Below are 26,463 nucleotides of genomic sequence, written 5' to 3' on the forward strand. Positions count from 1 at the left end.
CACAGCAAAAAGGCGAGCATCACTGCCCGCCTTCTAGTCTTGTTCCGCGATTTTGCGAAGCGCCAATAGTGAGCGCTTGCATCACGAGATTACGCGCGGGGCTTGAGACCCTTGGCGATCAGCGTTTCCGCGATCTGAATGGTATTGAGCGCTGCGCCCTTACGCAGATTGTCCGAAACAACCCACATAGCCAAACCATTTTCGACGGTGACGTCTTCACGGATACGGCTGACATAGGTGTCGTAATCACCAACGGTTTCAACCGGGGTCGCGTAGCCGCCTGGTTCGCGCTTATCGAGCACGGTGATGCCATCAGCTTCACGCAGGATTTCGCGGGCTTCGTCAGCGGTAATCGGGTTTTCAAACTCGATATTGACCGATTCCGAGTGACCAACAAAAACCGGAACGCGCACGGCGGTGCAGGTGACCTTGATCTTGGGATCGAGGATCTTCTTGGTCTCTGCCAGAACCTTCCACTCTTCCTTGGTGTAGCCGTCTTCCATGAACACATCGATGTGCGGGATGACGTTGAAGGCGATCTGCTTGGGGAACTTGGCTGGGGTTGGGCTATCGTTGACGAAAATGCCCTTGGTCTGGTTCCACAGCTCGTCGACGCCTTCCTTGCCAGCGCCGGAAACGGACTGGTAGGTCGAGACAACAACGCGCTTGATCTTGGCGGCATCGTGGAGCGGCTTGAGGGCCACAACCAGCTGGGCGGTCGAGCAATTTGGGTTGGCGATGATGTTTTGACGCTTGTCGTCAGCCAGCCAACGCTCAAGGATCGCGCCGTTCACTTCAGGAACCACCAGCGGCACTTCGGCGTGGTAACGCCAATAGCTCGAGTTATCGATGACGATGGCGCCTGCCGCTGCGATCTTTGGACCCCAATCCTTGGAGATAGAGCCGCCAGCCGACATGATCGCAAAATCGACGGTCGAGAAATCGAAGTGCTGCAGATCGCGCACCTTCAAAATCTTGTCGCCATAGGACAATTCTTTGCCAATCGACTTTGACGATGCGAGAGCGAAAACTTCATCCGCCGGGAACTTGCGTTCGGCCAGAATGTTCAAAACTTCGCGGCCCACATTGCCCGTGGACCCGACGACTGCGACGCGATAACCCATTTTGGAACTCCGGTCCCTTACCATTCACCGCCCCCGCGCATCGTTTGATGCGGCCAGTGGTTTTCTGAGCCTCTCCCCGACGGGAGACGACCCGGGGAAAAGCTCTAAGCGGTTTTGGTGGTTTTAGTCATGGCAGTATCGCACTCGGCTTTTGGCCAAGTTTTTATTGCGATAGTGGCGATGGAGCCGAAGCTGCGCATGACGAACTCTAACTTCCTATTGAAGTGCAGGACTTGTCATACTCCACTGTAGGACAGAGTCAATGCGCTTGCTGAAACTCTCGGCCCCAGATACGCCTCGGATAGACGAAAGGACCACACATGGCCGACTACGATGTATTGATTATTGGCGCGGGCGCTGCAGGCATGATGGCTGGCATTGAGGCCGGCAAGCGTGGGCGCAAGGTGCTGGTGGTCGACCATGCCCGCGACCCCGGCGAGAAGATCCGCATTTCCGGTGGCGGACGTTGCAATTTCACCAATGTGAACGCCACTCACGTTCTGGGCCGCGAGCGCTTCCTGAGCCAAAATCCGCGCTTCGCGCTGTCGGCGCTGTCGCGTTACACTCCTGAAATGTTTATAGCGCGCGTGAAAAAGCAGGGCATCGCCTATCACGAAAAGACCCTCGGCCAGTTGTTCTGCGATGGCCCCGCCACGCAGATCATCACCATGCTGACCAATGATCTGCGCGCAGCTGGCGCAACGATCTGGACTGGCCGTTCCGTTGGTACCATTGAGAAAACCGACGAAGGCTTTGACGTTATGGTTGGCGATGGCCGCGTGACCGCGACAAGCCTAATCATTGCAACGGGTGGCAAATCCATTCCGAAAATGGGCGCGACCGGCTTTGCCTATGAAATTGCGCGCCAGTTCGGCCTTAAGGTCACCAACACCCGCCCGGCCCTCGTGCCGCTCACATTTGAGCCCGGCGCGCTGGAGATGCTGAAGCCTTTGGCAGGTGTTTCGACCAATGCCATTGTCTCGCACGGCAAGACTAAATTTGAAGAAGCGCTGCTGATCACCCACCGCGGCCTTTCCGGCCCAGCAATCCTGCAGATCTCGTCCTATTGGCGCGAAGGCGATGCGATCTCGGTTGATCTGCTGGCGGGCGAAGACGCGCTTGAATTCCTCAAGGCGGCCCGCAACGCTACGCCGAAACTGCATATCCAGACGGCTCTGGGTGACCGCCTGCCAAAGCGCTTGGCGCAGCTGATCGGGGAAGTCATCAACCAGCCCGGCATGATCGGCGATTTCTCGGATAAGAAACTCGCGACCGCTGCCGAAGTGATCAACAAGTGGACCCTAAAGCCAGTTGGTTCAGAAGGTTATCGCACAGCGGAAGTCACTTTGGGTGGCATCGACACCACTGACCTCGACGCGAAAACGCTGATGGCGCGCGATGTGCCCGGCCTATTCTTTGTCGGCGAGGCGGTAGACGTCACCGGCTGGTTGGGCGGCTATAATTTCCAGTGGGCTTGGGCCTCTGGCTATTCCGCAGGCCAAGCGGCCTAAATGATAAAGCCCGGGGCGACCCGGGCTTTTTTTATATCTGCTGTGTCGCGCTGGGCTTAGAATTTATAACCGAAGCGAACACCCATATTGGTCAGACCGCGATTGCCATCGCAAAGGTTCGCATTGGACGCGTGTTCGACCGTCGCCATGATCGACGCGTTCGTGTTGAGCATCACGCCCAAGCTGGCCGACTCGCGGAACACAAATGAACAGCCAAGGTCGCGCGCAGGGGCAACAGCCTGTCCATTGGTTGAGCCATTGTGGACCGCACCACCAAAACTGAGCTCGGCGAAGATGGGTGTGTCAAATAGCAGCACAGTCCAGCTGACGCCAGCATAGGCCATAGATTCGAGCCCGGCGTAATTGATGGTGGCGCCAAGATGAGGGCGTAGCTCACCAAGAGTGACCCACTCTGTCAGACCGGGGGTGTCGAACAAAAGCTCGACATTGAGATCCTGCATGCGGGAAACGTTGAAGACGCCAAACAGCGCCCCAGGCTCGTCAGCACTGTGAGCAAACACGCCGCCGCGCACTTCAGACAGTCCAAAATCCTGCGCCAATACTGGTGTTGAAACCACGCCAGCCACCACGGCAGCGGCGGCAAGAATACGCTTCATGGAATCCATCCTCATACAGAGACGGGAATTACTGCGTGAATGAAGGCTTAGCCGCAAGCTCATTTCAGCCACACTGGACAAGGAAGCGACTCCCCTGACGCTATTTTTCACGTGAAGGGTTGATTTTTCCCAGCTTCATCGTGATCTAACGATGAAACGTAATTGTACTAAGGTTGAGCCATGTCTGCGCCCTTCGCTCTGTCGCTTCAGGATCTGGCCCCCATCGCTCAGGGCTCAACCACGCCACAAGCGATGGCTGAAACCATCAAACTGGCGCAGGCGGCCGACGCGCTAGGATACACACGCCTCTGGTATGCCGAGCACCACGGCATGCCGTCCATTGCATCCTCTGTTCCCGAAATTCTGATCGGCAGCGCTGCTGCGGCGACCAAGAATATTCGCGTTGGCTCCGGCGGCGTCATGCTGCTCAACCACGCGCCGCTCCGTATCGCCGAAGCCTATCGCACCCTTGAAGCTCTGCATCCGGGCCGCATTGACCTTGGTATTGGCCGCGCGCCGGGGGGCGACGGATATGCCATGCGCGCGCTCCGCAGTGGTGGCGGCGAAGAGTTTTCAAATTATCTCGCCGAGCTGATGGCGTTTGACGACGACAGTTTCCCCGCTGATCACCCCTTCTCACGTGTTCCGGTCTCCCCAGGCGGCATCAAACTGCCACCGAAGTGGCTGCTCGGCTCATCGGGCGCATCGGCGCAAGCGGCGGGACAGGTCGGCTTTGGTTATGCATTTGCGGCGCACTTCAGCCACACCCCGGCTGCGCCCGCATTTGCCGCCTATCGCAATGCCTTTGTGCCTAGTGAAGAATTTCCAGAGCCCAAAACCCTGCTGTGTCTATCGGTCATCTGCGCGCCGACCGACGAAGAAGCAAAATATCTGTCCACCTCGCAGGCGGTAAACTGGGCGCGTTTCCTCACGGGGGAACAGCGGCAACTGACCTCTCCAGAAGAGGCCTCGGCCTACAAGCTGACCGCGCAACAACACTCGATCATTGAGCATCAATCCGCTCTTTGGATGGTCGGCAGCCCCGAGCGCATGGCAGAAGAAATTTCCGCCAAAGCGAAAGCGGCGGGCGCTGATGAAGTGATGGTGACTACAACCATCCACTCCTATGATCTGCGCCGCCGCTCCTACAAACTGCTTGCCGAAGCGCTGGGCATTCCGGCCCGCGCTTAGTGCACGGTATTTCGCGGCACTAACGCATAGTCGCCAGATGGCTCGACCCTCAATGCCAATTGCTGGCGGTCGAGCTCGGCCAACCACGCCGTCCACGAGCACGGTGTGGTTTGCCCATCGAGCGCTTCCTCATCGCCATAGCGCACGAATTTAAGGCGGAGCTGAGCCTTTTCAGCCCCGTCTCGATCGCGCGTCAAAGCGATCGCCGGACACCCGTGTTGCTCAAGTACCCAGGCTCGGATGTCGTGGTGCGCAGTTAAGAAATGACTGTTGAACATATTTTCGCTCCTCCCGGTGTTCTGCGTGTCGAACGAGTGGTCTGTGCAAGAGTTCCTAGAAGCGCGATCACACTGGCTTGAGCCGGACGCAGCCCTTAGGATGCCGCTATAGCAATGGCAGGGGCGCAGGCATGACCGACACAGTTCTTCTCACGGGCGTTTCTGGCTTTCTCGGCGGGCATGTCGCCAAGGCCCTGCTTGATGCGGGCTTTGCCGTACGTGGCAGTGTGCGCGATCTGAAAAAGGCAGATGCCGTTCGAACCACTCTGGCCAAAGCCAAGTGCGATGTCTCCCGACTGAGCTTTGTGTCTTTGAATCTGACCGAAGACGAGGGCTGGGACGCAGCGATGGACGGCGTGCGCTATCTTCAGCACACAGCATCGCCCTTCGTGCTTAATATGCCCAAAGACAAGAGCGAGCTTGTTGGCCCGGCGGTTGCTGGCACCGAGCGTGCAATTACGGCAGCGCTCAAGGCCGGTGTCGAGCGCATCGTTCTTACCTCTTCTATGGCCGCGATGGCCTATGGCCACGACAAATCCCGCACCTTGCCCTTTGGACCACAAGATTGGACCAATCTCGATGGCCGACCGCAAAACGCCTATATCGAGAGCAAGACCCGCGCCGAGCGCCGCGCTTGGGAGCTGATGACGGCTGCAGGCCAGATGGAACGGCTCGCCGTGATCAATCCCAGCGTTATTCTCGGCCCTCTGCTTGACGATGACGTTGGCACCTCGGGTCTGCTGATCAAGCGCCTGATGGATGGCTCCGTGCCGGCCGCTCCGCGTATTCCCATCACCTGCATCGATGCGCGCGATGTGGCCGAGGCCCATGTCAAAGCGATGACCACGCCAAGCGCTGGCGGGCAGCGTTTTCCTATGGGGGACGGCACTCTGCTCTTTCTCGACACGGCAAAGATTCTCAAGGCCGCCTACCCCAGCTATCGCATTCCGCGCTTTGAAATCCCGGACTGGCTGGTACGGTTCTATGCGCGTTTCGATCAGCAAGTGCGGGATAATGTTGGGGAGCTGGGGTACCCTAAGCCGCTCGATTCAAAGGCCGCGATTGCTCTGCTTGGCCATGATTTCATTCCCGCCAAGCAAGCCGTGCTGGCCACAGCGAAAAGCCTTGTTGAGCGGAAACTGGTGTAAGCATCCGCAGGGCGCGGGATAGCGTCCACGCCACTTATTCAATCGGAAGCCCCTCAGTTACATCGGACCATTCTTGGAGGATGCGACCGAACCGTCGTTGGGACGCTCAGGCTGGCCGCTGTCGAAAGCGCGTTAGCGAAGTCTTAGAAAATTCCGCGCCACGGTAACAGGTATTGATTGTGGATAGAGCGCTTTACAACGCCCGCATAAAAAGAACTACGTTACACTGATATACCACAATATTGGCAAAGGGATAATGGTGGACAGTCGTATTTGCTTGGCCGCGATCGTGGCCTCAACACTGGCATTTTCCAGTCCCTCCATCGCAGCAGAATTTGCCAGCGAAACGGCGTATCTGAACCAGCGGGCACAGGCGACAGAAACCATGTCAGGCGCTCAGGCGCTTGGTCTTATGCGCGCGGTAGAATTGGTTGTCAGCGATCAGGTCAACGGTTCGTGCTGGACCAATCAGAGTGAAGTTTTTCACACACTGCGCTCGGAATTGGTCATGGCCGGGGTCACTGTCTACACCGAGCCCCTCGCCAGCTATGATGCACTGAGCCCCATTTTGCGGCTCTCGATCATCGGTTATCAGGCTGCGGGCGGCGCGTGCATCGGTCATATGACCTTGGAAACCATCATCCGCTCGAACAGTGAAATGGGCAGCCTCACCCACACTCAAAAAGTCTTCAATATTGCTGCCGAAGCACGACTTTGGAGCGTTTCGACAATCTTCTCGGGCAAAAATCTCAACGCCACTATTGTCGAAACGTCTCGCCGCTGGGCCGATCGCCTTGCCAATGACATTCGCATCGCCCGCAATGACCCGTCGGTGCAACGCTTCAACGCAGTTTGGCCCATGGCCGCACCGCGCACCCGCGCAGAAACCGGGAAGTAAGCGCCAAAGCCATTGGCAGTTTGGCCGGTTTATGCTCGAAGGAACGGGCCATTCAGTCGCCTAAAATGCTGCCGAATGGGCGTGTTCGGCAGTGGGGTTTTGAGCGATGTCAGAGGCAGGTGCGGTGTGGTTTCAGCGTCGGGAAGCAACGGACGCGCAAACGGACGATATTCGCCTGCCAGAAGAGATCGACTACGCCCGCGTCGTGCATTCCGCTTCCTTCCGGCGATTACAGGGCAAGACCCAGGTCCTCGGGCTCGGTGATGGCGATTTTTATCGCACCCGCCTGACCCACAGCCTGGAAGTGGCGCAGATCGCGGGCGGCATTACACGGCAACTGGCGCACACCTATGCGAACGGCCCGCGCAGCCAACACCTGCCGAGCCTGATTGCCATTCAAGCCATTAGCGCCTTGCATGATCTGGGGCACCCGCCTTTTGGCCACGGCGGCGAAGTCGCACTCAACTATTGCATGCGCGATCACGGCGGCTTTGAGGGCAATGGCCAGACCCTGCGCATCATCGGGCGCCTTGAAGAGTTTTCTCATGGCGCAGGTTCAAACCTCACGCGGCGCACCATGTTGGGTATCTTAAAATACCCCGTTGCCTATTCGACCGCCGCCAATCCCGAACTGAAACCCGCCCTGAGCCAAGGCCTATCAACGCTGCAACTGATCGATCGTCAGCGCTCGAAGCCCCCCAAGGCCTATCTCGATAGCGAGGCCGATATTGTCGATTGGTTGATCGATCCGCTCTCCCCAGCGGAACGCGATGCCTTCACCAGTGCCCGCGCCAAGTCTGGAAAACATGCAGAAGCGCTGCACAAGTCCTTCGATTGTTCGATCATGGACGTGGCCGACGATATTTCCTTTGGCGTCCATGATTTCGAAGACGCACTCAAACTGCGCCTCATCAGCGAAGAGGCTTTTTTGGCGAGTGTCACCGAAGACAAATGTGCCAGCATTTTGGAAGAACTGACCGCTCGCTACCCGGAAGAGTTCGGCACCAATCCATACGCTACCTTCGTGGCGGGCCTCTTTGGTCGCTCAACTTTGAGTCTCAAACGCTGGATCGGACGTATCATCCACCATCTCATGGCCCGGATCGAAATGGTCGAACACGCTGAGTTTGACGACCCTATCGTCAAATACCGCGCGGAATTGCCTGCCCCAGACCGCGCCTTTGTCCGTGCTTTGAAGGATGTGGTCTATCACAACGTCATCCGCTCACCCTCGGTGCAGCAGATGGAGTTTAAAGGGCAGCAGATGGTGGTGTCGGTGTTTGAAGCGGTCTCATCCGAGCCGCAGGCCTTTTTGCCGCCAGACGTGCTGAAGCGCTGGAAAGACGCGGGCGAAAACCCACGTATCATTTGCGACTATATCGCCAGCATGACCGACGGCACGCTGATGAAAACCTATGAACGCCTTTTCACCCCAAGAATGGGCTCAGTGTTCGATCTGGTTTAGGTCTCTTCCATCCGTCCAGCAGCACGTTCAAAACCCTGAGCGATCGCCTCGCGCATAGCGGCGCGGGCGAGAACCGGATCACGATCCCGAATGGCTTCAGCGATACGGCGATGGACCCCCACCGTAATCGCGAGCGCATCGGGCTCGTTGACCGGCGAGGAAATGGTAAAGGCCGCTGTCAACGCCATTTCAACCAGTGCCGAGATTGACGCCATAAAGGGATTGCCCGATGCGGCGGCGACGGCTTTGTGGAATTCGAGATCGCAGCGCGCAAACTCGACCGGCTCGGTGGCGGCAGCCATTTTATCGACCCAGGCGATTAGCTCAGCGGCCGCTTCCGGATCGGCGTGTTCCGCCGCCAAGGCTGCGGCCTCAATTTCGATACCGATTCGCACTTCAGCAAGACTTCTGAGGAAGCCCACCTCTGGCCCCAGTTCAAAGAACCAGGCCAGGACATCGCCATCAAAAAGGTTCCAGCGGTTGCGCGGCAGGACGCGGGTGCCGATACGGGCGCGTGCTTCGATCATGCCCTTGGCGGCAAGAGTTTTGAGCGCCTCACGCAGAACAGTACGGGACACAGAGAAGCGTTCGAGCAATTCCGCGTCAGAAGGCAGGATCGTGCCTTCGGCATATTCGCCCGATACAATGCCCAAACCGAGGCTCCAGAGCACATCCGAGTGCAGATTTCGCGCCAGATTTCGTCCGGATAGCGTTGCAATCAGATCCCCTGAATGCCGCGTCTTCCCGCCTGACCGATCCATGCACATGCTCCTCAAATCTTCGCGCGCACCATAGGCGCAGTAAGATAACAAGAATAGACCCACAGAGGCTGGACATGATGAAGCGCCCCGCGCCATGGTGTCCAAACGCGTTGCGCATACACCAAGGACCTCATTTCATGACCAGCAAAGAAACGATCGACAAAGTTCTCAGTGAAGTCGATCACGGGCTCCAAAACAGCTTGGACCGGCTCTTTGACCTTCTGCGGATCAAGTCCATCTCGACCGATCCGGCATATGCCGCAGAATGCCAAAAAGCTGCCGACTGGATCACCAATGAGCTGACCGGCCTCGGCTTTGATGCCGCGGCCCGCCCAACGCCGGGCCATCCGGTGGTTGTTGCCCACGGCCCAGAACAGCCTGGCACGCACGTGCTGTTCTACGCCCACTATGACGTTCAGCCGGTTGACCCGATCTCGCTCTGGGATACCGATCCGTTCAATCCGCAGATCAAGGAAAAAGACGGCCGCAAGATCATCGTCGCCCGTGGAGCGTCCGACGATAAGGGCCAGATGCTGACCTTTATTGAAGCCTGCCGCGCTTGGAAGGCGGCAACGGGCGCGCTGCCTGTGCGCGTCTCGCTGATGCTGGAAGGTGAGGAAGAAAGCGGCGGCAAGAACCTGCCTCCGTTCATGAAGGACAATGCCGAAGAGCTGAAGGCCGACATCGCGCTCGTCTGTGACACCGATATGTGGGACCGCACCACCCCGTCGATCACCACCATGTTGCGCGGTCTGGTGGGCGAAGAAATCATCGTCACCGCCGCCGACAAGGACCTGCACTCGGGCATGTTCGGCAATGCTGCCGCCAACCCCAATCAGGTGGTTGCCAATATTGTCGCGGGCCTTCGCGCCGCCGATGGCTCCTGCACCCTGCCCGGCTTCTATGACGATGTTGCCGAGCTTTCCGATGAACTTAAGGCGCAATGGGCAGGCCTCGGCTTTGACGAAAAGGCCTTCCTCGGCGCCGTCGACCTGCACACTCCTGCGGGCGAAAAGAACCGCTCCGTTCTTGAACAGCTCTGGGCCCGCCCAACCTGCGAAATCAACGGCATGATCGGCGGCTATACCGGCGATGGCTTTAAGACCGTCATCCCAGCCAAGGCTAGCGCCAAGATTTCCTTCCGCCTCGTCTCCGGCATGGACCCTAAGAAAATCCGCGCCGCTTTCCGCGCCTATGTTCAGTCGATGCTGCCACCAGACTGTTCGGTCGAGTTTATTGAGCACGGCGGGTCGCCAGCTATGACGGTTCCGGCTGATGGTGCCTTGCTCCGCAAGGCACTCGCGGGCCTCACCGACGAATGGAACAAGCAGGCTGTCATTACTGGTTCGGGCGGTTCAATCCCGGTCGTGGGCGAATTTAAGAAGATCCTCGGCCTCGATACCCTCCTCATTGGCTTTGCCCATATCGACGATCAGATTCACTCGCCCAACGAGAAGTACGATCTAGAAAGCTACCACCGCGGCATCCGCTCGTGGGTGCGCGTGCTTGGTGCACTGGCGCAATAAGAAAAGAAAAGGCTCCGATTTCGGGGCCTTTTTTATTACGCTTATTTTATGAGATCCGGGCGGCGCGCCTTGGTCAGCTCAAGCGATTGCTCGGCCCGCCACTTGGCAATTTTCTTATGGTCACCCGAGGTCAAAACCGCCGGGATTTCACGATCCTCAAACACCTGCGGACGGGTGTAATGGGGATATTCGAGCATGCCGTTCTCAAAGCTTTCCTCGTCGCGACTATCCAGCGCCCCGAGCACACCAGGGATCAAGCGCACTACAGCTTCGAGCAGCACCATGGCCGCCACTTCGCCACCGGCGAGGACATAATCTCCGATGGAAATCTCTTCGAGCTGACGCGCATCGATAACGCGCTGATCCACACCCTCAAAACGTCCGCAGACGATCACCACGCCCGGGCCAACGGCCAGTTCATGCGCGCGTTGCTGGGTGAGCGGCTTGCCGCGTGGGGACATCAGAATACGCGGACGCGGATCGCTTGCCGGCGCTACGGTATCAATTGCTGTTGCTAAAATATCGGGTTTGAGCACCATGCCGGCGCCACCGCCAGACGGCGTATCGTCCACCGTGCGATGGCGGTCCGTGGCAAAATCTCGCAAATTCGTAGCGTTCAGCTGCCAATGGCCATCGGCCATGCCGCGCCCCAAAACCGAAGCGCCCAGCGTGCCGGGGAACAGCTCAGGAAAGAGCGTGATAATATGTGCCGAAAAACTCACGCTGGCTCTTCCTCACCCGGTTCAGCATCCAATGGCGGAGAAATCACCAAAAAGCCGCCCTTGATATCGATCTGGGGCACCACCGCCTTCGTGAAGGGATAAAGGAATGTGTCGCCAGAGCGCGGGTCGCGCACTTCAATCAAATCCCCAGCGCCGAAATTGGGCAGAGCAGAGACTTCACCAATCGACACACCGTTTTCCAAGCGTGCATCGAGGCCAATGAGATCGGTATGATAGAAATCATCTTCGTCATCGGTCTCTGGCAGGCGCTCGCGATCAACGAACAGCGAAACGCCATTGAGCAGTTCGGCCGCATTACGATCAGCCACGCCCTTCAAGCGCGCCACCAGCACGGTCTTGCTGAGACGCGCCTTTTCGATGGTGATCACCAGCCCTGAACGATCCGTATCGAGCGGCCCGTAGCTGCCAATGGCCTTCGGGTCTTCCGTGTGCGAAATAATCCGCACTTCGCCTTTAATGCCGTGGGCAGCACCAATCTTACCCAAGAGGATGCGGTTGGAGTTCTGAGCCATCTCGCGCCTTTGTATTCTATCCGTTGCCGCTCATATCAGGCTTCACGCACTGGGCAAAAGAGCTGGTTCAGTCTTTCGGGACCAATTCGATCACATCAAAGGTAGATTTGTAGAGCGGCAGCGGCAATTCCATCCGATAACGCGGCGAAGTGCCCGAAATCTGGAACACACAGCCCACCTGATCGCGCTCAGCATCCTCGCCGTAGAAGATCGGCTCAGGTTCGTTCTGATAGTTAAGTGCGCCTTAGTAAAACACGGAGCCACTGTCATTGCTGTGCAGTGTTCCAACGAAACGCTGAGAGCCGGTCAGCTTTTCAATCGCGGTGCTCATCTCCGAAACAACGCACTCGAAATAGGGGTAGATAGTCACAGGCATGATCCCACCCAATTTGATGACGCGGCATTGGTAGGTACCCATAGGAATTTCACTGAAAGGCGAGAAGTTAGCCCCAACCACATCAGTGAGAATTTTGCTCTCAGCCTTGGTGGCGCCAGTCATGGCTTCTTTTAATCCGTGCGTTCGGGCGGCCTCGAAACTATCAATCCGCTGTACATCTGCGGCCCGTAGCTCAACATCGGCAGGAACAGTGCAGCGGGCAGCGCTCGCTGACCCAATCAGTGCTAGAAATGAGAGACACGCCCCCGATAGCTCCAAATCCAAAAGTGGCATCGACTGTCCTCCTCAACAGGCGTCGGAACTTTGCATGGGAAGAATGTATTCTCAACTCATCTAGTAAGGAGAGCATGATGAGCAAAATTCTCACCGACCGTGAAGACATCCGCGAGTGGACGATTGCCCGGGCCGGAAATCCGGTGCTGATGGAAGTGCCTGATGGCTTGGACAGCCGCACCATTTTGCAGCTCGCTTTTGGCCAAGAGGCCATGAACGCCAATGGTGACCAGGGGCCCGACCGCGTTGGCGGCTTTCAGCTGGTGAGTTGGGAAGAGTGGTTCACCGCACTCGACGAGAACAATCTCGCACTGCGCGTGTCGGATGATCCGTCGGGCGGTAATGAAGCTGAATTTGAGTTCGTCAACAAAGACGAGATTTGAGCTTAGAGCTCTTCGGCGTCGGCCTGCGCTTCAAGCGCTTCCATGTCCTCATCGGAGAAGCCGAAGTGATGGCCCAGTTCATGGATCAACACATGGGTGACGATCTCGCCCAGTGTGTTGTCATCATGCTCGGCCCAATAATCGAGAATGGCGCGACGATAGAGAAAAACGGAATTGGGTGCTTGCCCAGTTTGCGGCACTGCCCCGTCTTCGGTGAGACCAATGCCTTGGAATAGTCCCATCAATTCAAACGGGCTTTCCATGCCAAAGCCTTCAAGCACGTCGTCTTCGGCAAATTCGGCCACCTGACAGGTGACGTCCGCCGCAAGGCTCTTGAAGGGTTCGGGAAGAGTGGCGAGCGCTTGGCTCGCCAATGCTTCAATATCATCCAATGTCGGGGCGAACCGCCCCGACCAATTGGCGGCACTCAAATTAGTGCAGGTCGCGAATGTCGACGAAGTGGCCAGCGATCGCAGCAGCTGCTGCCATGGCTGGGGACACCAAGTGGGTGCGGCCCTTAAAGCCCTGACGGCCTTCGAAGTTACGGTTCGAGGTCGAAGCGCAACGCTCTTCTGGCTTGAGCTTATCTGGGTTCATCGCCAGACACATCGAGCAGCCTGGCTCGCGCCATTCAAAGCCAGCATCCTTGAAGATCACATCAAGACCTTCAGCTTCAGCCTGTTCCTTGACCAGACCAGAGCCTGGGACGATCATCGCGGACACGGTCGAAGCAACCTTTTTGCCCTTCACAACCGACGCAACTGCGCGCAGATCTTCGATACGGCCGTTGGTGCAAGAGCCAACAAAAACGCGGTCGATCTTGATGTCGGTGATCGGCGTGCCGGGCTTGAGGCCCATGTAGTCAAGCGCGCGCCACTTCGATGCACGCTTGGTTTCGTCAGCGATATCATCTGGGTTGGGAACAACGCCCTGAACCGAGATAACGTCTTCTGGCGAGGAACCCCAGGACACGATTGGCGGCAGCTTGGCTGCGTCGAGAACGACGACCTTGTCGTAGTGTGCGCCTTCGTCGGTGTAGAGGGTCTTCCAATAATCGACGGCCATGTCGAAGGCTTCGCCCTTCGGCGCGCGTGGACGATCCTTGACGTAAGCAAAGGTGGTTTCGTCTGGAGCGATCAGGCCAGCGCGTGCGCCGCCTTCAATAGTCATGTTGCAGACCGTCATACGGCCTTCCATGGACAGCGAGCGAATGGCTTCGCCAGCAAACTCGATCACGTGGCCGTTGCCGCCGGCCGTGCCGATTTCACCGATGATAGCAAGAATGATGTCCTTGGCCGTGACGCCTGCTGGCAACTGACCGTCAACACGCACCAGCATGTTCTTGGCCTTCTGCTGAATCAGCGTCTGGGTCGCCAGAACGTGTTCCACTTCGGAGGTACCGATACCGTGGGCCAAAGCGCCAAAAGCGCCGTGGGTGGAGGTATGGGAGTCGCCGCACACAATAGTCATGCCCGGCAGAGTAAAGCCCTGTTCCGGCCCAACGATATGGACAACACCCTGACGCTTGTCGAAGGGGTCGTAATATTCGATGCCGAAGTCGCGGGTGTTCTCGGCCAGCGTCTCGATCTGGATCGCACTATCTGGATCCGGATTGGGCAGCGAACGGTCGGTAGTCGGGACGTTGTGGTCAACGACAGCGAGCGTGCGCTCTGGATGACGGACCTTGCGACCGTTCATACGCAGACCTTCAAACGCCTGTGGGCTGGTCACTTCGTGAACGAGGTGGCGGTCGATGTAGAGCAGGCTCGTACCATCTTCGTTATTCTGAACGAGGTGGTCGTCCCAGATCTTATCGTAGAGCGTGCGGGCCTTGGTCATGTCCGTATCCGAGCGGAGAAATGATAGATTGGATTGGTTCTAAGCCTAAGCACGGACCTGCGTCAACTAGAACCGTACCGATGAGTACGGCTGATTTTGGAGAGAGTGCCACCTGAAACAAACTAGCGCGTGATTTAACCGAAATGACACGCATGCGGAGGCAGTGTCGCTCTCCACGCTGGGGGGAATAGGCAGTGGCCCGATGACGCGTATCTTAATGGCGATTGCTGGCGTTATGGGGGCCCGACTTGCCGGAGCAGGCTTTGGCTTCTTAAGCCAGCTTATGCTCGCACGCATGTTTCTTCCGCATGATGTGGGCATGGCGTTTCTCGCACTGTCGGTGACCGCCTTCGTCAGCCTTATGGCGACGGGCGGGTATCACACCATTGCCCTCACCTATCTCGCCCGATTTAGAGCTTTTGGCCGACTAAATCTTGAGCGTGCGTTTTTAAGCGCGGCACGACGGGATATCATCGTTCTGATCGCGCTTTTTCTGGTGGTGACGCCGTTCGCCTTCGTCCTCCCGCTTGAAGACGGCTTTGCAAAAGCGGCGATCTTCGGAGTGCTCGCGGCAATTCCCCTTGCCGTCATCCGCATGAACAATAGCGTCGCGAACGCGCATAAGCGTTTCAGCCTCTCCTACGTGCCCGACTTCGTCATTCGCCCCGGACTTTTGTTGCTTTTCCTCGCTGCGCTCGCTCTATTAAGGGTGAACGCGCCAATTGATTATGTGCTGATCGCGATGGTGGTCATTGCGCTGACCGTGGCCATTGGACAGGCAATGCTGCTGGGCAAAGACCACGCCTTTGCCCGGGTGGAGAGCGCACACTTGCGCGATCTTCGCCCCTATTACCGTAGCCGAGCGGCGGCCATGTTGATGGTCACAATCGTATCGGGTGCTACAGCAGACCTCGTTGTCCTGATCGGCGGCCTCTTCCTGCCACCCAGCCAAGTTGCGGTGCTGGGCGTTGCGGTGCGGCTCGCGGCTCTTGTCGGCTTCTTCAGCGCCGCATCTCAGCAATTTGTGCTCCGAGATTTGGTGGCCACAATGTCGAGTGCTAGCCGTTCGGAATCAGATGCCGTGCTGCTGCGCACCAATATCGTCAGCATTGGAAATATGATCGCAGCGACAGTCGTCGCCATCATACTAGGACCATTCGTCCTCGCACTATTTGGTCCTTCCTATGGTGCGGGCTATTGGCCCCTTGTTATCTTCCTCATCAGCCAATCCATCCGCGTGATGGGCGGGATGAACGGGCATCTGCTCGCCTTGGGTGGGCACCAAATCCGCAGCGCAGCACTATGCGCACTGGCTGTGATAGTCCTGCTGGTCCTCTCCGCGCTACTTACCCCTCTGTGGGGTCTTACTGGCATCGCGACAGCACTTTTAGTGGCTGAACTTGTGTGGGCAGTGGGGCTTGGATGGCTCACCCAGAAACTTCAGGGGAGGCGCGGTGACATCTTCGAAACTATTCGCACTCACAAATTATTTACGGCCGGACGGTAAGTAGAGAGGGTTTACTTGGGGCAGATTATTCGGCCCCTGATTGGCAGTCTGCTTGTTATGACCATCGACGCTCGAAAGACTCTACTGCCAACGAAAATACCCGGCGTCATTCTTCTCGGTGGATCTTACGGCAGCCTCGCGGCGGCACGCAGTTTTGGTCGACATGGCATCCCGGTTGCCTTCTTCTCAACCCAACACACGGCCGCGCAATATTCGCGATACATTCAGCACCATGTGGCCTGGCAGGGCCCTGACCAATCCAATGCGCTAGAGTTTTTCATCGAGAAAAGCCTGCAGCTGGGGTTTGCGAACTGGCTGCTTTTGCCAAGTAGCGATCACGAAGTGCAATTCGTGACTCAAAACTATGGCGCTCTTGCCGCCCATTTTGCCCTTGTCACCATGCCTTGGGCCGCCCTTGAGCAACTGAACGACAAGGCGCAACTTTGCAGCTTGGCCGAGCAGCTCGGTATTGATTTCCCGAAAGTCTATTGGGATGGAGACGCCCACACGACCAGCGCTGAGGACATTCGCTATCCAGTCGTTCTCAAACCCTCTTCAACCGAGAAGATCAATCCGCTGACGAAAGCCAAAGCTTGGCGTGCCGATAGCATCGCTGAGTTCGAGCCTAAGTTCACTGCCGCAACGCAATATATGGGCGAACACGGGTTTGTTGTGCAGGAGCTGATCCCGGGCGACGGCAGCGCCCAATTTTCATACGCGGGCCTGTGGGATCACGGAATTGAACTCTGCGGCCTGACCGCTCGGCGCTCGCGTCAGTTTCCGGCAGAGTTTGGCACAAGCCCCTTTGTAGAAACTTTAGAGCTGCCAGAGGTTGGAGCCCAAGCGCGGCGGCTCCTCGAGGCGGTCCACTATCACGGGCTGGTCGAGGTTGAGTTCAAACTCGATCAGCGTGACAATAGCCTAAAGCTCCTCGACGTGAACACCCGCATCTGGGCCTGGATCGGCCTTGGCGAGGCCGCAGGGTTTGATTTTCCGACACTTGCGGCTCTATTGGCTAAGAGCGAAATGCCAGAGACGCACACGGCAAAATATGGCCCAAGCTGGCGCCATCCGGTGCCCAACACGCTTTCGCTTCTGCAGTCTCTGGTGCGCTCAGGGCGGCTGGGTTACGCGGGACGCCGATCCATCTTCGCGCGCTCCGTATCGTCAATTTTCGCGGCTGACGATCTCAAGCCGGCGCTCGCAGAAGTCCCCGTGCATCTTCTGCGCAAGATTAAAAGGCTGCTCCCGCGGTAGGCGAAAGCAGCCCAGTTTTATTTTAGTGACGGAAGTGACGCATGCCCGTCATGACCATTGCGATACCGGCCGCATCGGCGGCGGCGATCACTTCGTCGTCACGCACCGATCCACCCGGCTGGATAACAGCTGTTGCGCCAGCGGCAACAAGCGCTTCAAGCCCATCGGCAAATGGGAAGAACGCATCGGACGCAACGACAGAACCTTGGGTCAGAGCGCCTTCAATACCAGCAGCCTCAGCCGCATCAATGGACTTGCGGTGCGCCACACGAGCGGAGTCTACGCGGCTCATCTGGCCAGCGCCAATGCCTGCAGTCGCGCCATCCTTCACGTAGATAATCGCGTTGGATTTGACGTGCTTGGCGACCTTTGCCGCGAGCTTGAGATCGGCCAACTCGGCTTCAGTCGGCTGGCGTTTGGTGACAACTTTAAGCTCACAATCATCGACATTGCGATTGTCACGCCCCTGCACCAAGAGCCCGCCCGAAACCGACTTCACCACGAGGCCATCGGCCTTGGGGTCCGCCAGACCCCCTGTAAGCAAAAGACGCAAGTTCTTCTTGGCCGCAATGATCGCTTCCGCTTCCGGCGTCGCAGAAGGAGCAACGATCACCTCGGTAAAGACCTTGACGATTTCGGTCGCGGTTTCAGCGTCGATCTCACGGTTGAGCGCAACGATGCCACCAAAGGCCGAGACCGGGTCGGTGCGCAGGGCGTTGAGATAAGCGGTCTTCAGATCTGCGGCGACAGCGACACCACATGGGTTGGCGTGCTTGATGATCGCGACGGCTGCCGTCTGGTTCGGGTCGAACTCCGAAACCAGTTCAAAGGCAGCGTCAGTATCATTGATGTTGTTATAAGAGAGGGTTTTGCCCTGCACTTGGTTTGCCGTTGCAACGCCGGGGCGTTGCTCGCCATTGGCGTAGAAGGCCGCCCATTGGTGTGGGTTTTCGCCATAACGCATCACTTCGCGCAAAGTACCGGCGAAGGAGCGATAGGTGACATCCTGGAATTCGATTTCCTTGGCAAACCAAGCCGAGATCGCCGCATCATAAGCACCAGTACGGGCATAAGCCTTCGCAGCAAGGCGTTGGCGCAGTTCATAAGGAATGCCGCCGTTCTTGATGGCTTCCAAAATCGCAGGGTAGTCGGCCGGATCAACAACCACTGTCACATAGGCATGGTTTTTTGCGGCTGAGCGCACCATCGCCGGGCCACCAATGTCGATGTTCTCGATGATTTCGTCATAAGACGCGCCCGAGGCGACTGTCTTTTCAAACGGATAGAGATTGACTGCAACGAGATCGATCGGTCCGATCTCATGCTCATCCATGGATGCCTTATGCTCTGAGTTATCGCGCACCGCCAGCAGACCGCCATGCACCTTGGGGTGCAAGGTCTTTACGCGGCCATCCATCATTTCAGGAAAGCCCGTGAGCTCAGAAATTTCACGAACGGGAAGACCCGAATTTGCGATCAGCTTACGCGTGCCGCCAGTCGATACCAGTTCCACTCCAGCCTCAGAGAGGCCGCGCGCGAACTCCTCCATGCCAGATTTGTCGAATACCGAAAGCAGAGCACGCCCGACTGTTACTGTCTTGCCCATGGAAGCTTCTCGCCAAAGTTGAAGGAGTTGTGCGGCTCGCTACCACGAGACGGCTCAAAGGCCAATCCCTTTCGGGCCTTCTATGGCTGCTCGAGAGTAAAGATCCAGGCAACTTCTGTAGTGTCTGTAACAGCGGCCTCGAGCACCAACTGGCGCGTGCGCTGGAAGCCGCGCGTCGCCGAATGGCGAACGCTGTCTTCCTCCATCAGATGCGCACCTTCCCAAAGGAAGCTCCACACGCGACCGCTAGGCAAAACCAATCGAACCATTCCATCGCCATTGGTGTAGCGAAGATCAACACCAGGCCCGAGATGGAAGCGCAACCCCAAGCGACCTTTTGGCTCGCCATGGGCCAAAATGCGATCTTGGCCTACAAGGGTCGTACCCTCGGACAACAGCGTCATCCGGCGCTCAACTTCAACACCAAACCGGCCAGCGTAGCCAGTGGTGGTGCACATCATCATGTGCTCTGCCGTGTCGAGCGTGATGAAATGGGTGGCTGACGAACGAGGATCGATAGCGTCTTCTCCATCGATCGTGGCGGTCGAATGCGCCAGTGCCTGACGGAATAGGTCGCGGCTCTCGAAGAGGTCGGACGGCGCGGGACCACAATTGCCCACCACCAGCTCGCTGCCATAGGAAAACTCGAAAGCTAACGCACTGGCGTGTGCTTCGCCGTCAAAGCCGGTGGGCGGATGAATACCGGAGTCGCAGACGACGACCGTATTGCCGTCCCGCATAATGCCGTAACCACCAAGCAGACGAGATTTTCGCGGTTGGGTCGGCGTGATCGATTGGAGGGCGACCAAAATATCGTGAGGCAGCTGACCGGTGCCATTAAAATACACCGGCTCGCCGCTCGACAATGTCAACGCGTCCAGCGCCTCGTGCATGTGATCAATCTTGTTCGCCAGATCGGCCATCGAGGCGCTGCCATGGCGACCTGCAGCGCGCTTGAGGGTCGCAAGCTCAACTAGCAGTGCCAGTTGTACCTTTGGGCTACGGGATAGGTGGAGCCCATCTGTGTCTATCTGCTTGCCAAGAAGCGCATCGACGCGCGCAACTGCCGGGCCCAAATCTGGCTCATCGGCTACGCTCGACAGCTCAGCCCCCAAAACGCCCATCGCCGCATAGAGTGCTTCCACAGGGTCGGCCGCCAAGCCACCGCGAACCCGCAAGCTCTGGACCTGCATGGCTATTGATCGGTGAATGGTCTTTGCTTGATCCGGCGTTGCGCCATCAAGAATGAGCGTCAGATAGCGCAGCCAGTTTAACATGCGCTGCCCCGTTAGGGTGAGCGTCCAGCTATCGCTTTCAAACCCACCTTCTTTGAGGATCCAATCGAGCACCAAAGTGCGCGCGAAGAGCTTTTCACCCGGGTCGCGTACGTCACGGAAATGCCGAAGCCACGAGAAACTATGGAGGTTATTCCACCAGTCTAGGTGATCAGGCTCAACAGTGAACGGGGAGGCGCCACCGGTTTCAACCAGCTTAGAGGCCAGAAGATAACGACCTGACATCATCTCGCGCACAGCGTCACGATCCGCGGGGCGGTAATCGGGCAGATCACCTGCGAAGGCGTGGTCGATCTGTCCGCGCCAAGTCCACCGCATCAATGGCGTTGTAATAAGCGAATCGGCGACGCCCAGCACAAAGTTGCGACCGGCTTTGGTCAGCCGCCCGCTCACAATGCAAACCCTTCACCAGAAGAGTAATTCGCCGCCAACTCGGGATACTTAACTATCACTACCTATTCCCGGACCGCCTTCACCGCGCCCCATATTTAGGAAAGGTTTACCCTGTTCGACGGAAGCGCGCCACGAAGAAGCCATCCATGCCCCCAGCAAGTTGATTGGGCGACATGCCAGGATGAGTACGCAGCAGTCCAGCAGCACTAACGGCAGCTTCAAGACCAGGTACCTCTTCAGCGAGGATCGGATCGAGCGTCACTGTTTTCAGATTGGCTCTGATCCAGTCTACCTGCTCTTCGCCCTCTTCAGGCTCCAGCGAGCAGACGCAATAGATCAGCGTGCCGTTGGGCTTAAGCGCCGCAACCGCATTCTTGATCATGGCCTGCTGCAAGCGCTTGCGACCTGCGATATCGGCAAGGGTGCGGCTCCACAGAACCTCAGGGTGACGACGGAAAGTGCCCGTGGCGGAACAAGGCGCATCAAGCAAAATGCCGTCGACCGGCTCTGCTGGCTGGTAGTTGGTTGCGTCGCCCTCAATCACCTCAGGAGCATAGCCGAGACGCAACATATTGCTCTTGAGGCGTTCAAGACGCTTGCCGTCGCTATCGAGCGCGGTAACCTTGTAGCCAGCTTTGCTGAGCTGAGCAGTCTTACCCCCTGGGGCAGCGCAGAGGTCGATAACCGTGCTCCCTACGTTGAGCTTGAAGAGGCGCGCAGGCAAGGCGGAAGCAGCATCCTGAACCCACCATTTGCCTTCGTCATAGCCAACAAGAGCTTCAACCGGACGATCACGGCTTTCAACGCGAACACTGTCGGCGTTCAAACGCTCGGCATTGAGCGCATCGACCAACTGGTCACTGTCATCGCGCAAGGTCAAATCCAGCGGCGCACCAGCGAGCAGCGCCTCGGCGAAGGCCGGCATCGCCTCATCGCCGTATGCAGTAGCCCAGCGGCCGAACAAAGTTTCTGGAATAAGATCAAGATCATCGCCATCCAGCGCATAGCGCGCCGAATTGGCCTGCGCCTTACGCAGAACCGCATTCATCAGCCCAGTGAGGTGGCGCGCCTTGTTATCGCGTTTGAGCGCTTCAACAGCAAGGAACAGCGCCGAATGCGCGCCCAGATCGGGCAAATAGACCAGCTGCGCCAACGCCAAGCGCAGGACAGCCTCGAATGTGCCCGAACGCGGCGGCATACCCTTCTCGAGTAGCTCCGCGAGCATCAGGTTAATCTGGCCTTGGCGACGCAGAGCCGTGGTGATGAGGCGATTGGCGAGCGCTCTGTCGCGACCGTCGTTTAGATCTGCTGCCGTTAGTGGCGCAAAATGTTCGCCAGCCAAAACAGACTTCAGTTTCTGAGCAGCAACGAGGCGGAGCTTTAGCCCTGCCGGATCTGGTTTATGCGCCAATGTGTTTCTTAGCCCCAAGGACCGCGCGTACCACTGTCATCATCGTTACGCTTCACGGTCGGTGTACGCCATCCCGTCGCCGTTGAAGTGCTGCTCGGACGAGCTGCCTGCGGACGAGGGCGCGAATTTGAGGTGTTATGATCTACTCGCATTTCCGCTGCAAGCCTTTGCAGTGCCTGAATGCGGTTGGCCGTGTCCGGGTGCGTGGAGAACAAATTGTCCATACGCGCGCCGCTCAGCGGATTTGAGATGTACATATGAGCCATTGCCGGGTTGCGTTCGGCCGCGACATTGACCTGCCGCCCCGAGAGCGTGGCAATCTTGTTGAGTGCGGAAGCCAGCGCCAGCGGGTCATTGGCAATGATCGCGCCGAGCTTGTCAGCCTCATACTCGCGCGTGCGGCTGACCGCCATTTGCACGATCATCGCAGCGACTGGGGCGAGGAACACCATGAGAATAGCGCCAACACCGCCCAAAGGGTTGTCGCGATTGTTACCGCCCCCGAAGAAGAGGCCAAACTGAGCCAGAGCCGAGATAGCGCCCGCGAAGGTAGCGGTAATAGTCATCGTGAGTGTGTCGCGATTTTTGATATGCGCCAACTCATGGGCCACAACACCGGCAACTTCGCGCGGGTCCAACTGCCGCAGCAGCCCCGAGGACACTGCAACAGCGGCATTATTCGGATCGCGGCCGGTCGCGAAGGCGTTGGGCTGATCGGTCTCGATGACATAGACAGCCGGCGTTGGGATACCCGCCCGCTTTGAAAGTGCATCGACCATGTCATAAAGCTCGGGCGCGCGACTACGCTCCACGGGGACGGCGCCCTGCATGCGCAGCACCATTTTGTCTGAATTCCAGAACGCAAATATATTGGTGCCAGCAGCAAAGAGCAGCGCCATGATCATGCCGCCGGTGCCGCCGATGAAATAGCCGACGACCATAAACAGCGCCGTCATGCCTGCGAGCAGCGCAAAAGTGCGTAACGTGTTGGACATGGGCGGAACCTCTTGGGTTAAGTCGTCTTCGCAACTATGTTGTGCGCATGGCGGTTCCATGCAAGGCACCAGCATAGTTTACCCATTTGGTTTTTGCTTATGAACGAAAATATCGCAGCTCAAGCCGGCTCTGAGGCCAATAACGAGACCGCGCCAATCAAGGTGCTCTCCCCGCAAGCGCAGCGCGCGCTTGCTGAGGCTGAGGCCCGTCGACTTGAAATTGATGCAAAGACCGCAATGGCACCGAAAGAAAAAGGCGGCCGCGGCGGGCTCGATCCGGTGCGATACAGCGATTGGGAAATTAAGGGCCTCACCAGCGATTTCTGAACGCTGGTGAGATATGCTGATCATCACCCCAGAATATCGGTGATGTTGTAGCCAGCCGCCGAAACGGCAAATGTTGTCGCGACGGTGATAATGGCTGCGACAAGGACACATTCGACTGTCGAAAGCCCTAGGTCTTGGCGCATAAAATTCATCAATCGACGCATCGCGTTTACTCATCCGTTTCGGAACGGTGTCACCCTGACAGCGTCAGGCTGAACGGAAGCTGAATGAATCAGCTTCGCGCCGTTTCTATGGCTGGAATGAGGTTTTTGCTGATTGCCTCAACACTCAACGGACCGGTGTGCTTGAAAACAATTGTGCCTTCCGCATCCACCAAGAAGGTCTCAGGAACGCCATAAACGCCCCAATCGATTGAGACACGGCGGTTCGCATCAACGCCTATGGCTGCATAGGGATTGCCCAGCTCAGTGAGGAAGGCCAGCGCATTATCTGGCACATCCGCCTGGTTGATGCCGAAAATCCGAATGCCTGTCACATCACTAATCTGCTCGAGCAATGGATGCTCGTCTCGGCAAGGAATGCACCAGCTGGCGAATACGTTCACCAGTGTTACTTCCCCTTTTAGCGTTTCCGTAGAAAAACCCGGTACCCCGCTACCCGCAAGAGCAGCCATGGTAAAGTCCGGCGCCGGCTTATCGATCAGCACCGAGCGGATCAGGTCTGTGTCCCGATCCATCGACGTTGCGAAAATGGCCACGAGCGCGGCCAATAGAGCGAGCGGCAGAACGAAGAGCAGGTATCGCATCTTAACCTCTCTTGTCGCCGAGTTCTTCTAGACGCTTGCTGACCTTGCGGCTGTCATAAACAACCTTGGCCGCTAGAGCCAATACAGCCAAGGTGCTGACAGCCCACGAGATAACAATAAACCCAGCATGGGCTCCGAGCTCAATCATGCTGCGCCTCCCCGTGCGAGCTTGCGTTCTAGGGTCGCCACGCGGCGACGGCGCACTTCGGTATGCATCGAAATCAGCTGCAACACACCAAACAGGAAGGTGAATGCGAACATCATCAGGAAGAGCGGGGTGAGAATTTCTGCAGGCATCTTCGGGCCTTCAGCTGTGAAGACGCTGGCGGGCTGATGCAGGGTCGACCACCAGTCCACCGAGAACTTGATGATCGGAATGTTGACTGCACCCACGAGGGTGAAGATCGCCACGATGCGGCCAGCACGCAGCTGGTCATCGAAGGCGCGCCATAGTGCGATCAGGCCGAGATAGATGAACAGCATGATCAGGGTGGAGGTCATGCGACCGTCCCATTCCCAGAACGTGCCCCAGGTCGGCCGACCCCACATGGAGCCGGTGAACAGCGCCAATGCGGTGAACAAAGCGCCCATCGGCGCCGCGGCCTTCATCGAGACGTCGGCCATTGGGTGACGCCAGATCAACGTACCCAATGCAGAAACCGTCATCGCCGCATAGACGAACTGGCTCAGCCAGGCTGTCGGCACGTGCACATACATAATGCGCACCGTGTCGCCCATGTATTTTTCCGGGGGCGAGACGAAGAATGAATAGTAGACGCCCAGTACGAACAGCACAGCGGTGATGATCACCAGCGGCCAGATCAGCGGACGGGTCCATTGGATAAAGAAACCAGGATGCGCGATCCGGTTCCACCAACTCATTTTGGGGGTGTTATCAGTGCTCATAGGCGGGCCTTACTCCTCCCCTCCATTTATCGCAAGCGCGGCAGCAAAGGGAGACAATGCCACCGCCATTAGACTAAGTGCTGCTAGAAACAGCATTGCTGCGCTCCCCTGATCAGGGCCCCCGATGGGGGAAATCGCGCCCACACCGAAGATTAGTATGGGTACGCACAATGGCGCTATTAGGATTGGCGCCAGCAAACCGCCGCGCCGAATTGCCACGGTCACCGCAGCACCAAATCCACCAAAAGCGGCCAGAGCCGGTGTTCCAGCTAATAGTGACAGGAATGTCCGCCACCATGCGTCCAGCTCCATGGCCAGCAGAATAGCCAATACGGGCGACGCCACAATCAATGGCACAGCGCAGACCAACCAATAGCCAATTATTTTAGCCAGAATGATCGCCGACAGCGGCGTATCAGCCATACGATAGAGGGCCAGCGTGCCGTCTTCACGGTCTGCGCGGAACAGGCGATCAAGCCCTAGTAACATCGCCAAGAACGCTGCGATCCAGACAATCCCCGGCGCGATCCGCGCGAGCAATTCCTTATCAGGGCCAATGGCGAAGGGCACGATTGCCCCGGTAATGATGAAGAACAACAAGAGGGTGAGAACTTCCCCGCCCCCGGTCACCGCCAAACGAATCTCACGGCGTACAACGCTCCAAAATCCGCTCATGATTTCACTCCCAATTGGTAGACCCGTAGACCTTCAACCGGAATGTCATCATGCGTGGCGATCACGGCGCTGCCACCGCGCGCCAAATGTTGGCGCAAAAGCTCCGCCAGCAAAGCCTGCCCAACTGTATCGAGCGCCGCCGTTGGTTCGTCGAGGAACCATATCGGCCGTTCTGACACCAAAAGCCGGGCCAGAGCCAAACGCCGTTGCTGCCCCGCCGACAAATAGCCTGCGTCCAAACGCGCGGCTTGCGAGAGCCCCACAGCACCAAGCGCGTCTTCAATAGAAACGCCAGTCCGTCCGTTCAGGCCGGCCCAGAAACCGAGGGTCTCTGCGACACCGAGCCGCGCCCTCACCGCGTTTTTGTGACCGCAATAATGCGCCGCGGGCCCATCTTCGGGGTCATGTCCGACGAATTCTATCGTGCCATCGAGAGCTGGAATGAGCCCTGCGAGAGTCAACAATAGGGTCGATTTACCGACCCCGTTTGGCCCACGCAAAAGCAGGCCCTCGCCGGGAGAAACTTCAAGCCTATCAACATGTCCGAGCATGGATTCGCCACGCCCGAAGCAGAGATCGAGAGCCTTGATAAAAACTGAAAATTGGACTTGCCGATGCGTCATGGCCCCATCTCGTATTGAACCTCACGGATGACTGGC

28 protein-coding genes and 1 pseudogene are annotated in these 26,463 nt (G+C 57.6%); 10 read left to right on the forward strand and 19 right to left on the reverse strand.

Going from position 1 to position 26,463, the window contains the following annotated elements; translation table 11 throughout:
• Positions 1-89 precede the first annotated feature (89 nt).
• Entirely contained in the window at positions 90-1,124 is a 1,035-nt protein-coding gene (locus JHC09_RS14950; RefSeq protein WP_169196544.1) for an aspartate-semialdehyde dehydrogenase, read from the reverse strand.
• Positions 1,125-1,444: 320 nt separating this feature from the next.
• Between JHC09_RS14950 and JHC09_RS14955 the strand changes: the two genes are divergently transcribed.
• Positions 1,445-2,635 (forward strand): NAD(P)/FAD-dependent oxidoreductase, encoded by a 1,191-nt coding sequence (locus tag JHC09_RS14955; RefSeq protein WP_199532621.1) that lies wholly within the window; start codon positions 1,445-1,447, stop codon positions 2,633-2,635.
• Between the two features lie 56 nt (positions 2,636-2,691).
• Here JHC09_RS14955 and JHC09_RS14960 read toward each other — a convergent pair whose 3' ends face one another.
• Complete coding sequence (locus JHC09_RS14960) at positions 2,692-3,252, reverse strand: acyloxyacyl hydrolase (RefSeq protein WP_199532622.1); 561 nt, start codon at positions 3,250-3,252, stop codon at positions 2,692-2,694.
• A 180-nt stretch (positions 3,253-3,432) separates the two neighbouring features.
• Between JHC09_RS14960 and JHC09_RS14965 the strand changes: the two genes are divergently transcribed.
• A complete protein-coding gene (locus JHC09_RS14965) occupies positions 3,433-4,443 on the forward strand; it encodes an LLM class flavin-dependent oxidoreductase (RefSeq protein WP_199532623.1) in 1,011 nt (336 codons plus the stop codon).
• On the opposite strand, the gene JHC09_RS14970 is transcribed toward JHC09_RS14965, so the two are convergent.
• Complete coding sequence (locus JHC09_RS14970) at positions 4,440-4,721, reverse strand: hypothetical protein (protein ID WP_169196548.1); 282 nt, start codon at positions 4,719-4,721, stop codon at positions 4,440-4,442. The two genes, JHC09_RS14965 and JHC09_RS14970, sit on opposite strands and share 4 nt — an antisense overlap.
• A 131-nt stretch (positions 4,722-4,852) precedes the next feature.
• Here JHC09_RS14970 and JHC09_RS14975 point away from each other — a divergent pair, with 131 nt between their 5' ends.
• From JHC09_RS14975 to JHC09_RS14985, 3 genes are all read left to right on the forward strand, one after another.
• The gene (locus JHC09_RS14975) at positions 4,853-5,869 is read left to right on the forward strand and encodes an NAD-dependent epimerase/dehydratase family protein (RefSeq protein ID WP_199532624.1); all 1,017 of its coding nucleotides are present in this window, start codon (positions 4,853-4,855) and stop codon (positions 5,867-5,869) included.
• Positions 5,870-6,128: 259 nt separating this feature from the next.
• Positions 6,129-6,767, forward strand: a complete 639-nt coding sequence (locus tag JHC09_RS14980) for a hypothetical protein (RefSeq protein ID WP_199532625.1) — start codon at positions 6,129-6,131, stop codon at positions 6,765-6,767.
• A 106-nt stretch (positions 6,768-6,873) separates the two neighbouring features.
• Positions 6,874-8,232: an anti-phage deoxyguanosine triphosphatase gene (locus tag JHC09_RS14985; RefSeq protein ID WP_199532626.1), complete on the forward strand. Its 1,359-nt coding sequence runs from the start codon at positions 6,874-6,876 to the stop codon at positions 8,230-8,232.
• Here the strand turns inward: JHC09_RS14985 and JHC09_RS14990 are convergent.
• Complete coding sequence (locus JHC09_RS14990; protein ID WP_199532627.1) at positions 8,229-8,993, reverse strand: FadR/GntR family transcriptional regulator; 765 nt, start codon at positions 8,991-8,993, stop codon at positions 8,229-8,231. The two genes, JHC09_RS14985 and JHC09_RS14990, sit on opposite strands and share 4 nt — an antisense overlap.
• A 137-nt stretch (positions 8,994-9,130) precedes the next feature.
• Here JHC09_RS14990 and JHC09_RS14995 point away from each other — a divergent pair, with 137 nt between their 5' ends.
• Positions 9,131-10,519: a M20/M25/M40 family metallo-hydrolase gene (locus tag JHC09_RS14995; protein WP_199532628.1), complete on the forward strand. Its 1,389-nt coding sequence runs from the start codon at positions 9,131-9,133 to the stop codon at positions 10,517-10,519.
• Positions 10,520-10,560: 41 nt separating this feature from the next.
• Here JHC09_RS14995 and trmD read toward each other — a convergent pair whose 3' ends face one another.
• The 3 genes and pseudogenes from trmD to JHC09_RS15015 all read right to left on the reverse strand — a co-directional run bounded on the left by trmD (position 10,561) and on the right by JHC09_RS15015 (position 12,444).
• The gene (trmD, locus tag JHC09_RS15000) at positions 10,561-11,241 is read right to left on the reverse strand and encodes a tRNA (guanosine(37)-N1)-methyltransferase TrmD (RefSeq protein ID WP_199532629.1); all 681 of its coding nucleotides are present in this window, start codon (positions 11,239-11,241) and stop codon (positions 10,561-10,563) included.
• Entirely contained in the window at positions 11,238-11,774 is a 537-nt protein-coding gene (gene rimM / locus JHC09_RS15005; RefSeq protein WP_199532630.1) for a ribosome maturation factor RimM, read from the reverse strand. Before rimM ends, trmD begins: the two co-directional genes overlap by 4 nt.
• A gap of 67 nt (positions 11,775-11,841) precedes the next feature.
• Positions 11,842-12,444, reverse strand: a pseudogene (locus JHC09_RS15015) (DUF4893 domain-containing protein).
• Between the two features lie 77 nt (positions 12,445-12,521).
• Here JHC09_RS15015 and JHC09_RS15020 point away from each other — a divergent pair.
• Positions 12,522-12,827 (forward strand): hypothetical protein, encoded by a 306-nt coding sequence (locus tag JHC09_RS15020; RefSeq protein WP_169196557.1) that lies wholly within the window; start codon positions 12,522-12,524, stop codon positions 12,825-12,827.
• A 2-nt stretch (positions 12,828-12,829) separates the two neighbouring features.
• On the opposite strand, the gene JHC09_RS15025 is transcribed toward JHC09_RS15020, so the two are convergent.
• The gene (locus JHC09_RS15025; RefSeq protein WP_199532632.1) at positions 12,830-13,258 is read right to left on the reverse strand and encodes a metallopeptidase family protein; all 429 of its coding nucleotides are present in this window, start codon (positions 13,256-13,258) and stop codon (positions 12,830-12,832) included.
• A gap of 1 nt (position 13,259) precedes the next feature.
• Entirely contained in the window at positions 13,260-14,666 is a 1,407-nt protein-coding gene (leuC, locus tag JHC09_RS15030) for a 3-isopropylmalate dehydratase large subunit (protein WP_169196559.1), read from the reverse strand.
• Between the two features lie 202 nt (positions 14,667-14,868).
• Here leuC and JHC09_RS15035 point away from each other — a divergent pair, with 202 nt between their 5' ends.
• Together JHC09_RS15035 and JHC09_RS15040 are read left to right on the forward strand one after the other, a co-directional pair.
• Positions 14,869-16,173 (forward strand): hypothetical protein, encoded by a 1,305-nt coding sequence (locus tag JHC09_RS15035; protein ID WP_199532633.1) that lies wholly within the window; start codon positions 14,869-14,871, stop codon positions 16,171-16,173.
• Positions 16,174-16,230: 57 nt separating this feature from the next.
• Positions 16,231-17,430, forward strand: coding sequence for an ATP-grasp domain-containing protein (locus tag JHC09_RS15040; RefSeq protein WP_199532634.1), 1,200 nt, complete (start codon positions 16,231-16,233; stop codon positions 17,428-17,430).
• Positions 17,431-17,452: 22 nt separating this feature from the next.
• Here the strand turns inward: JHC09_RS15040 and purH are convergent, their stop codons facing one another.
• From purH to htpX, 4 genes are all read right to left on the reverse strand, one after another.
• Positions 17,453-19,036 carry a bifunctional phosphoribosylaminoimidazolecarboxamide formyltransferase/IMP cyclohydrolase gene (purH, locus tag JHC09_RS15045; RefSeq protein ID WP_199532635.1) on the reverse strand — a complete coding sequence of 528 codons (1,584 nt, stop codon included), beginning with the start codon at positions 19,034-19,036 and terminating at the stop codon, positions 17,453-17,455.
• Positions 19,037-19,116: 80 nt separating this feature from the next.
• Positions 19,117-20,724 carry a heparinase II/III family protein gene (locus tag JHC09_RS17210; protein ID WP_199532636.1) on the reverse strand — a complete coding sequence of 536 codons (1,608 nt, stop codon included), beginning with the start codon at positions 20,722-20,724 and terminating at the stop codon, positions 19,117-19,119.
• Between the two features lie 106 nt (positions 20,725-20,830).
• Positions 20,831-22,135, reverse strand: a complete 1,305-nt coding sequence (locus JHC09_RS15055; RefSeq protein WP_199532637.1) for an RsmB/NOP family class I SAM-dependent RNA methyltransferase — start codon at positions 22,133-22,135, stop codon at positions 20,831-20,833.
• A gap of 8 nt (positions 22,136-22,143) precedes the next feature.
• The gene (gene htpX / locus JHC09_RS15060) at positions 22,144-23,130 is read right to left on the reverse strand and encodes a zinc metalloprotease HtpX (RefSeq protein WP_199532638.1); all 987 of its coding nucleotides are present in this window, start codon (positions 23,128-23,130) and stop codon (positions 22,144-22,146) included.
• Between the two features lie 99 nt (positions 23,131-23,229).
• Here htpX and JHC09_RS15065 point away from each other — a divergent pair, with 99 nt between their 5' ends.
• Positions 23,230-23,457 (forward strand): DUF1674 domain-containing protein, encoded by a 228-nt coding sequence (locus JHC09_RS15065; protein WP_199532639.1) that lies wholly within the window; start codon positions 23,230-23,232, stop codon positions 23,455-23,457.
• A 23-nt stretch (positions 23,458-23,480) separates the two neighbouring features.
• Here JHC09_RS15065 and JHC09_RS15070 read toward each other — a convergent pair whose 3' ends face one another.
• The 6 genes from JHC09_RS15070 to ccmA form a co-directional block, all read right to left on the reverse strand.
• A complete protein-coding gene (locus tag JHC09_RS15070; RefSeq protein WP_169196567.1) occupies positions 23,481-23,621 on the reverse strand; it encodes a hypothetical protein in 141 nt (46 codons plus the stop codon).
• Positions 23,622-23,689: 68 nt separating this feature from the next.
• Positions 23,690-24,223 carry a DsbE family thiol:disulfide interchange protein gene (locus JHC09_RS15075; protein ID WP_199532640.1) on the reverse strand — a complete coding sequence of 178 codons (534 nt, stop codon included), beginning with the start codon at positions 24,221-24,223 and terminating at the stop codon, positions 23,690-23,692.
• A gap of 1 nt (position 24,224) precedes the next feature.
• Complete coding sequence (gene ccmD / locus JHC09_RS15080; RefSeq protein WP_210257121.1) at positions 24,225-24,371, reverse strand: heme exporter protein CcmD; 147 nt, start codon at positions 24,369-24,371, stop codon at positions 24,225-24,227.
• Entirely contained in the window at positions 24,368-25,129 is a 762-nt protein-coding gene (locus JHC09_RS15085; RefSeq protein WP_199532641.1) for a heme ABC transporter permease, read from the reverse strand. Before JHC09_RS15085 ends, ccmD begins: the two co-directional genes overlap by 4 nt.
• 9 nt (positions 25,130-25,138) lie before the next feature.
• Complete coding sequence (gene ccmB, locus JHC09_RS15090) at positions 25,139-25,804, reverse strand: heme exporter protein CcmB (protein ID WP_199532642.1); 666 nt, start codon at positions 25,802-25,804, stop codon at positions 25,139-25,141.
• The gene (gene ccmA / locus JHC09_RS15095; protein ID WP_199532643.1) at positions 25,801-26,427 is read right to left on the reverse strand and encodes a heme ABC exporter ATP-binding protein CcmA; all 627 of its coding nucleotides are present in this window, start codon (positions 26,425-26,427) and stop codon (positions 25,801-25,803) included. Before ccmA ends, ccmB begins: the two co-directional genes overlap by 4 nt.
• Positions 26,428-26,463: the final 36 nt, after the last annotated feature.

This window comes from Devosia sp. MC532 (assembly GCF_016461625.1).
Classification (GTDB): domain Bacteria; phylum Pseudomonadota; class Alphaproteobacteria; order Rhizobiales; family Devosiaceae; genus Devosia.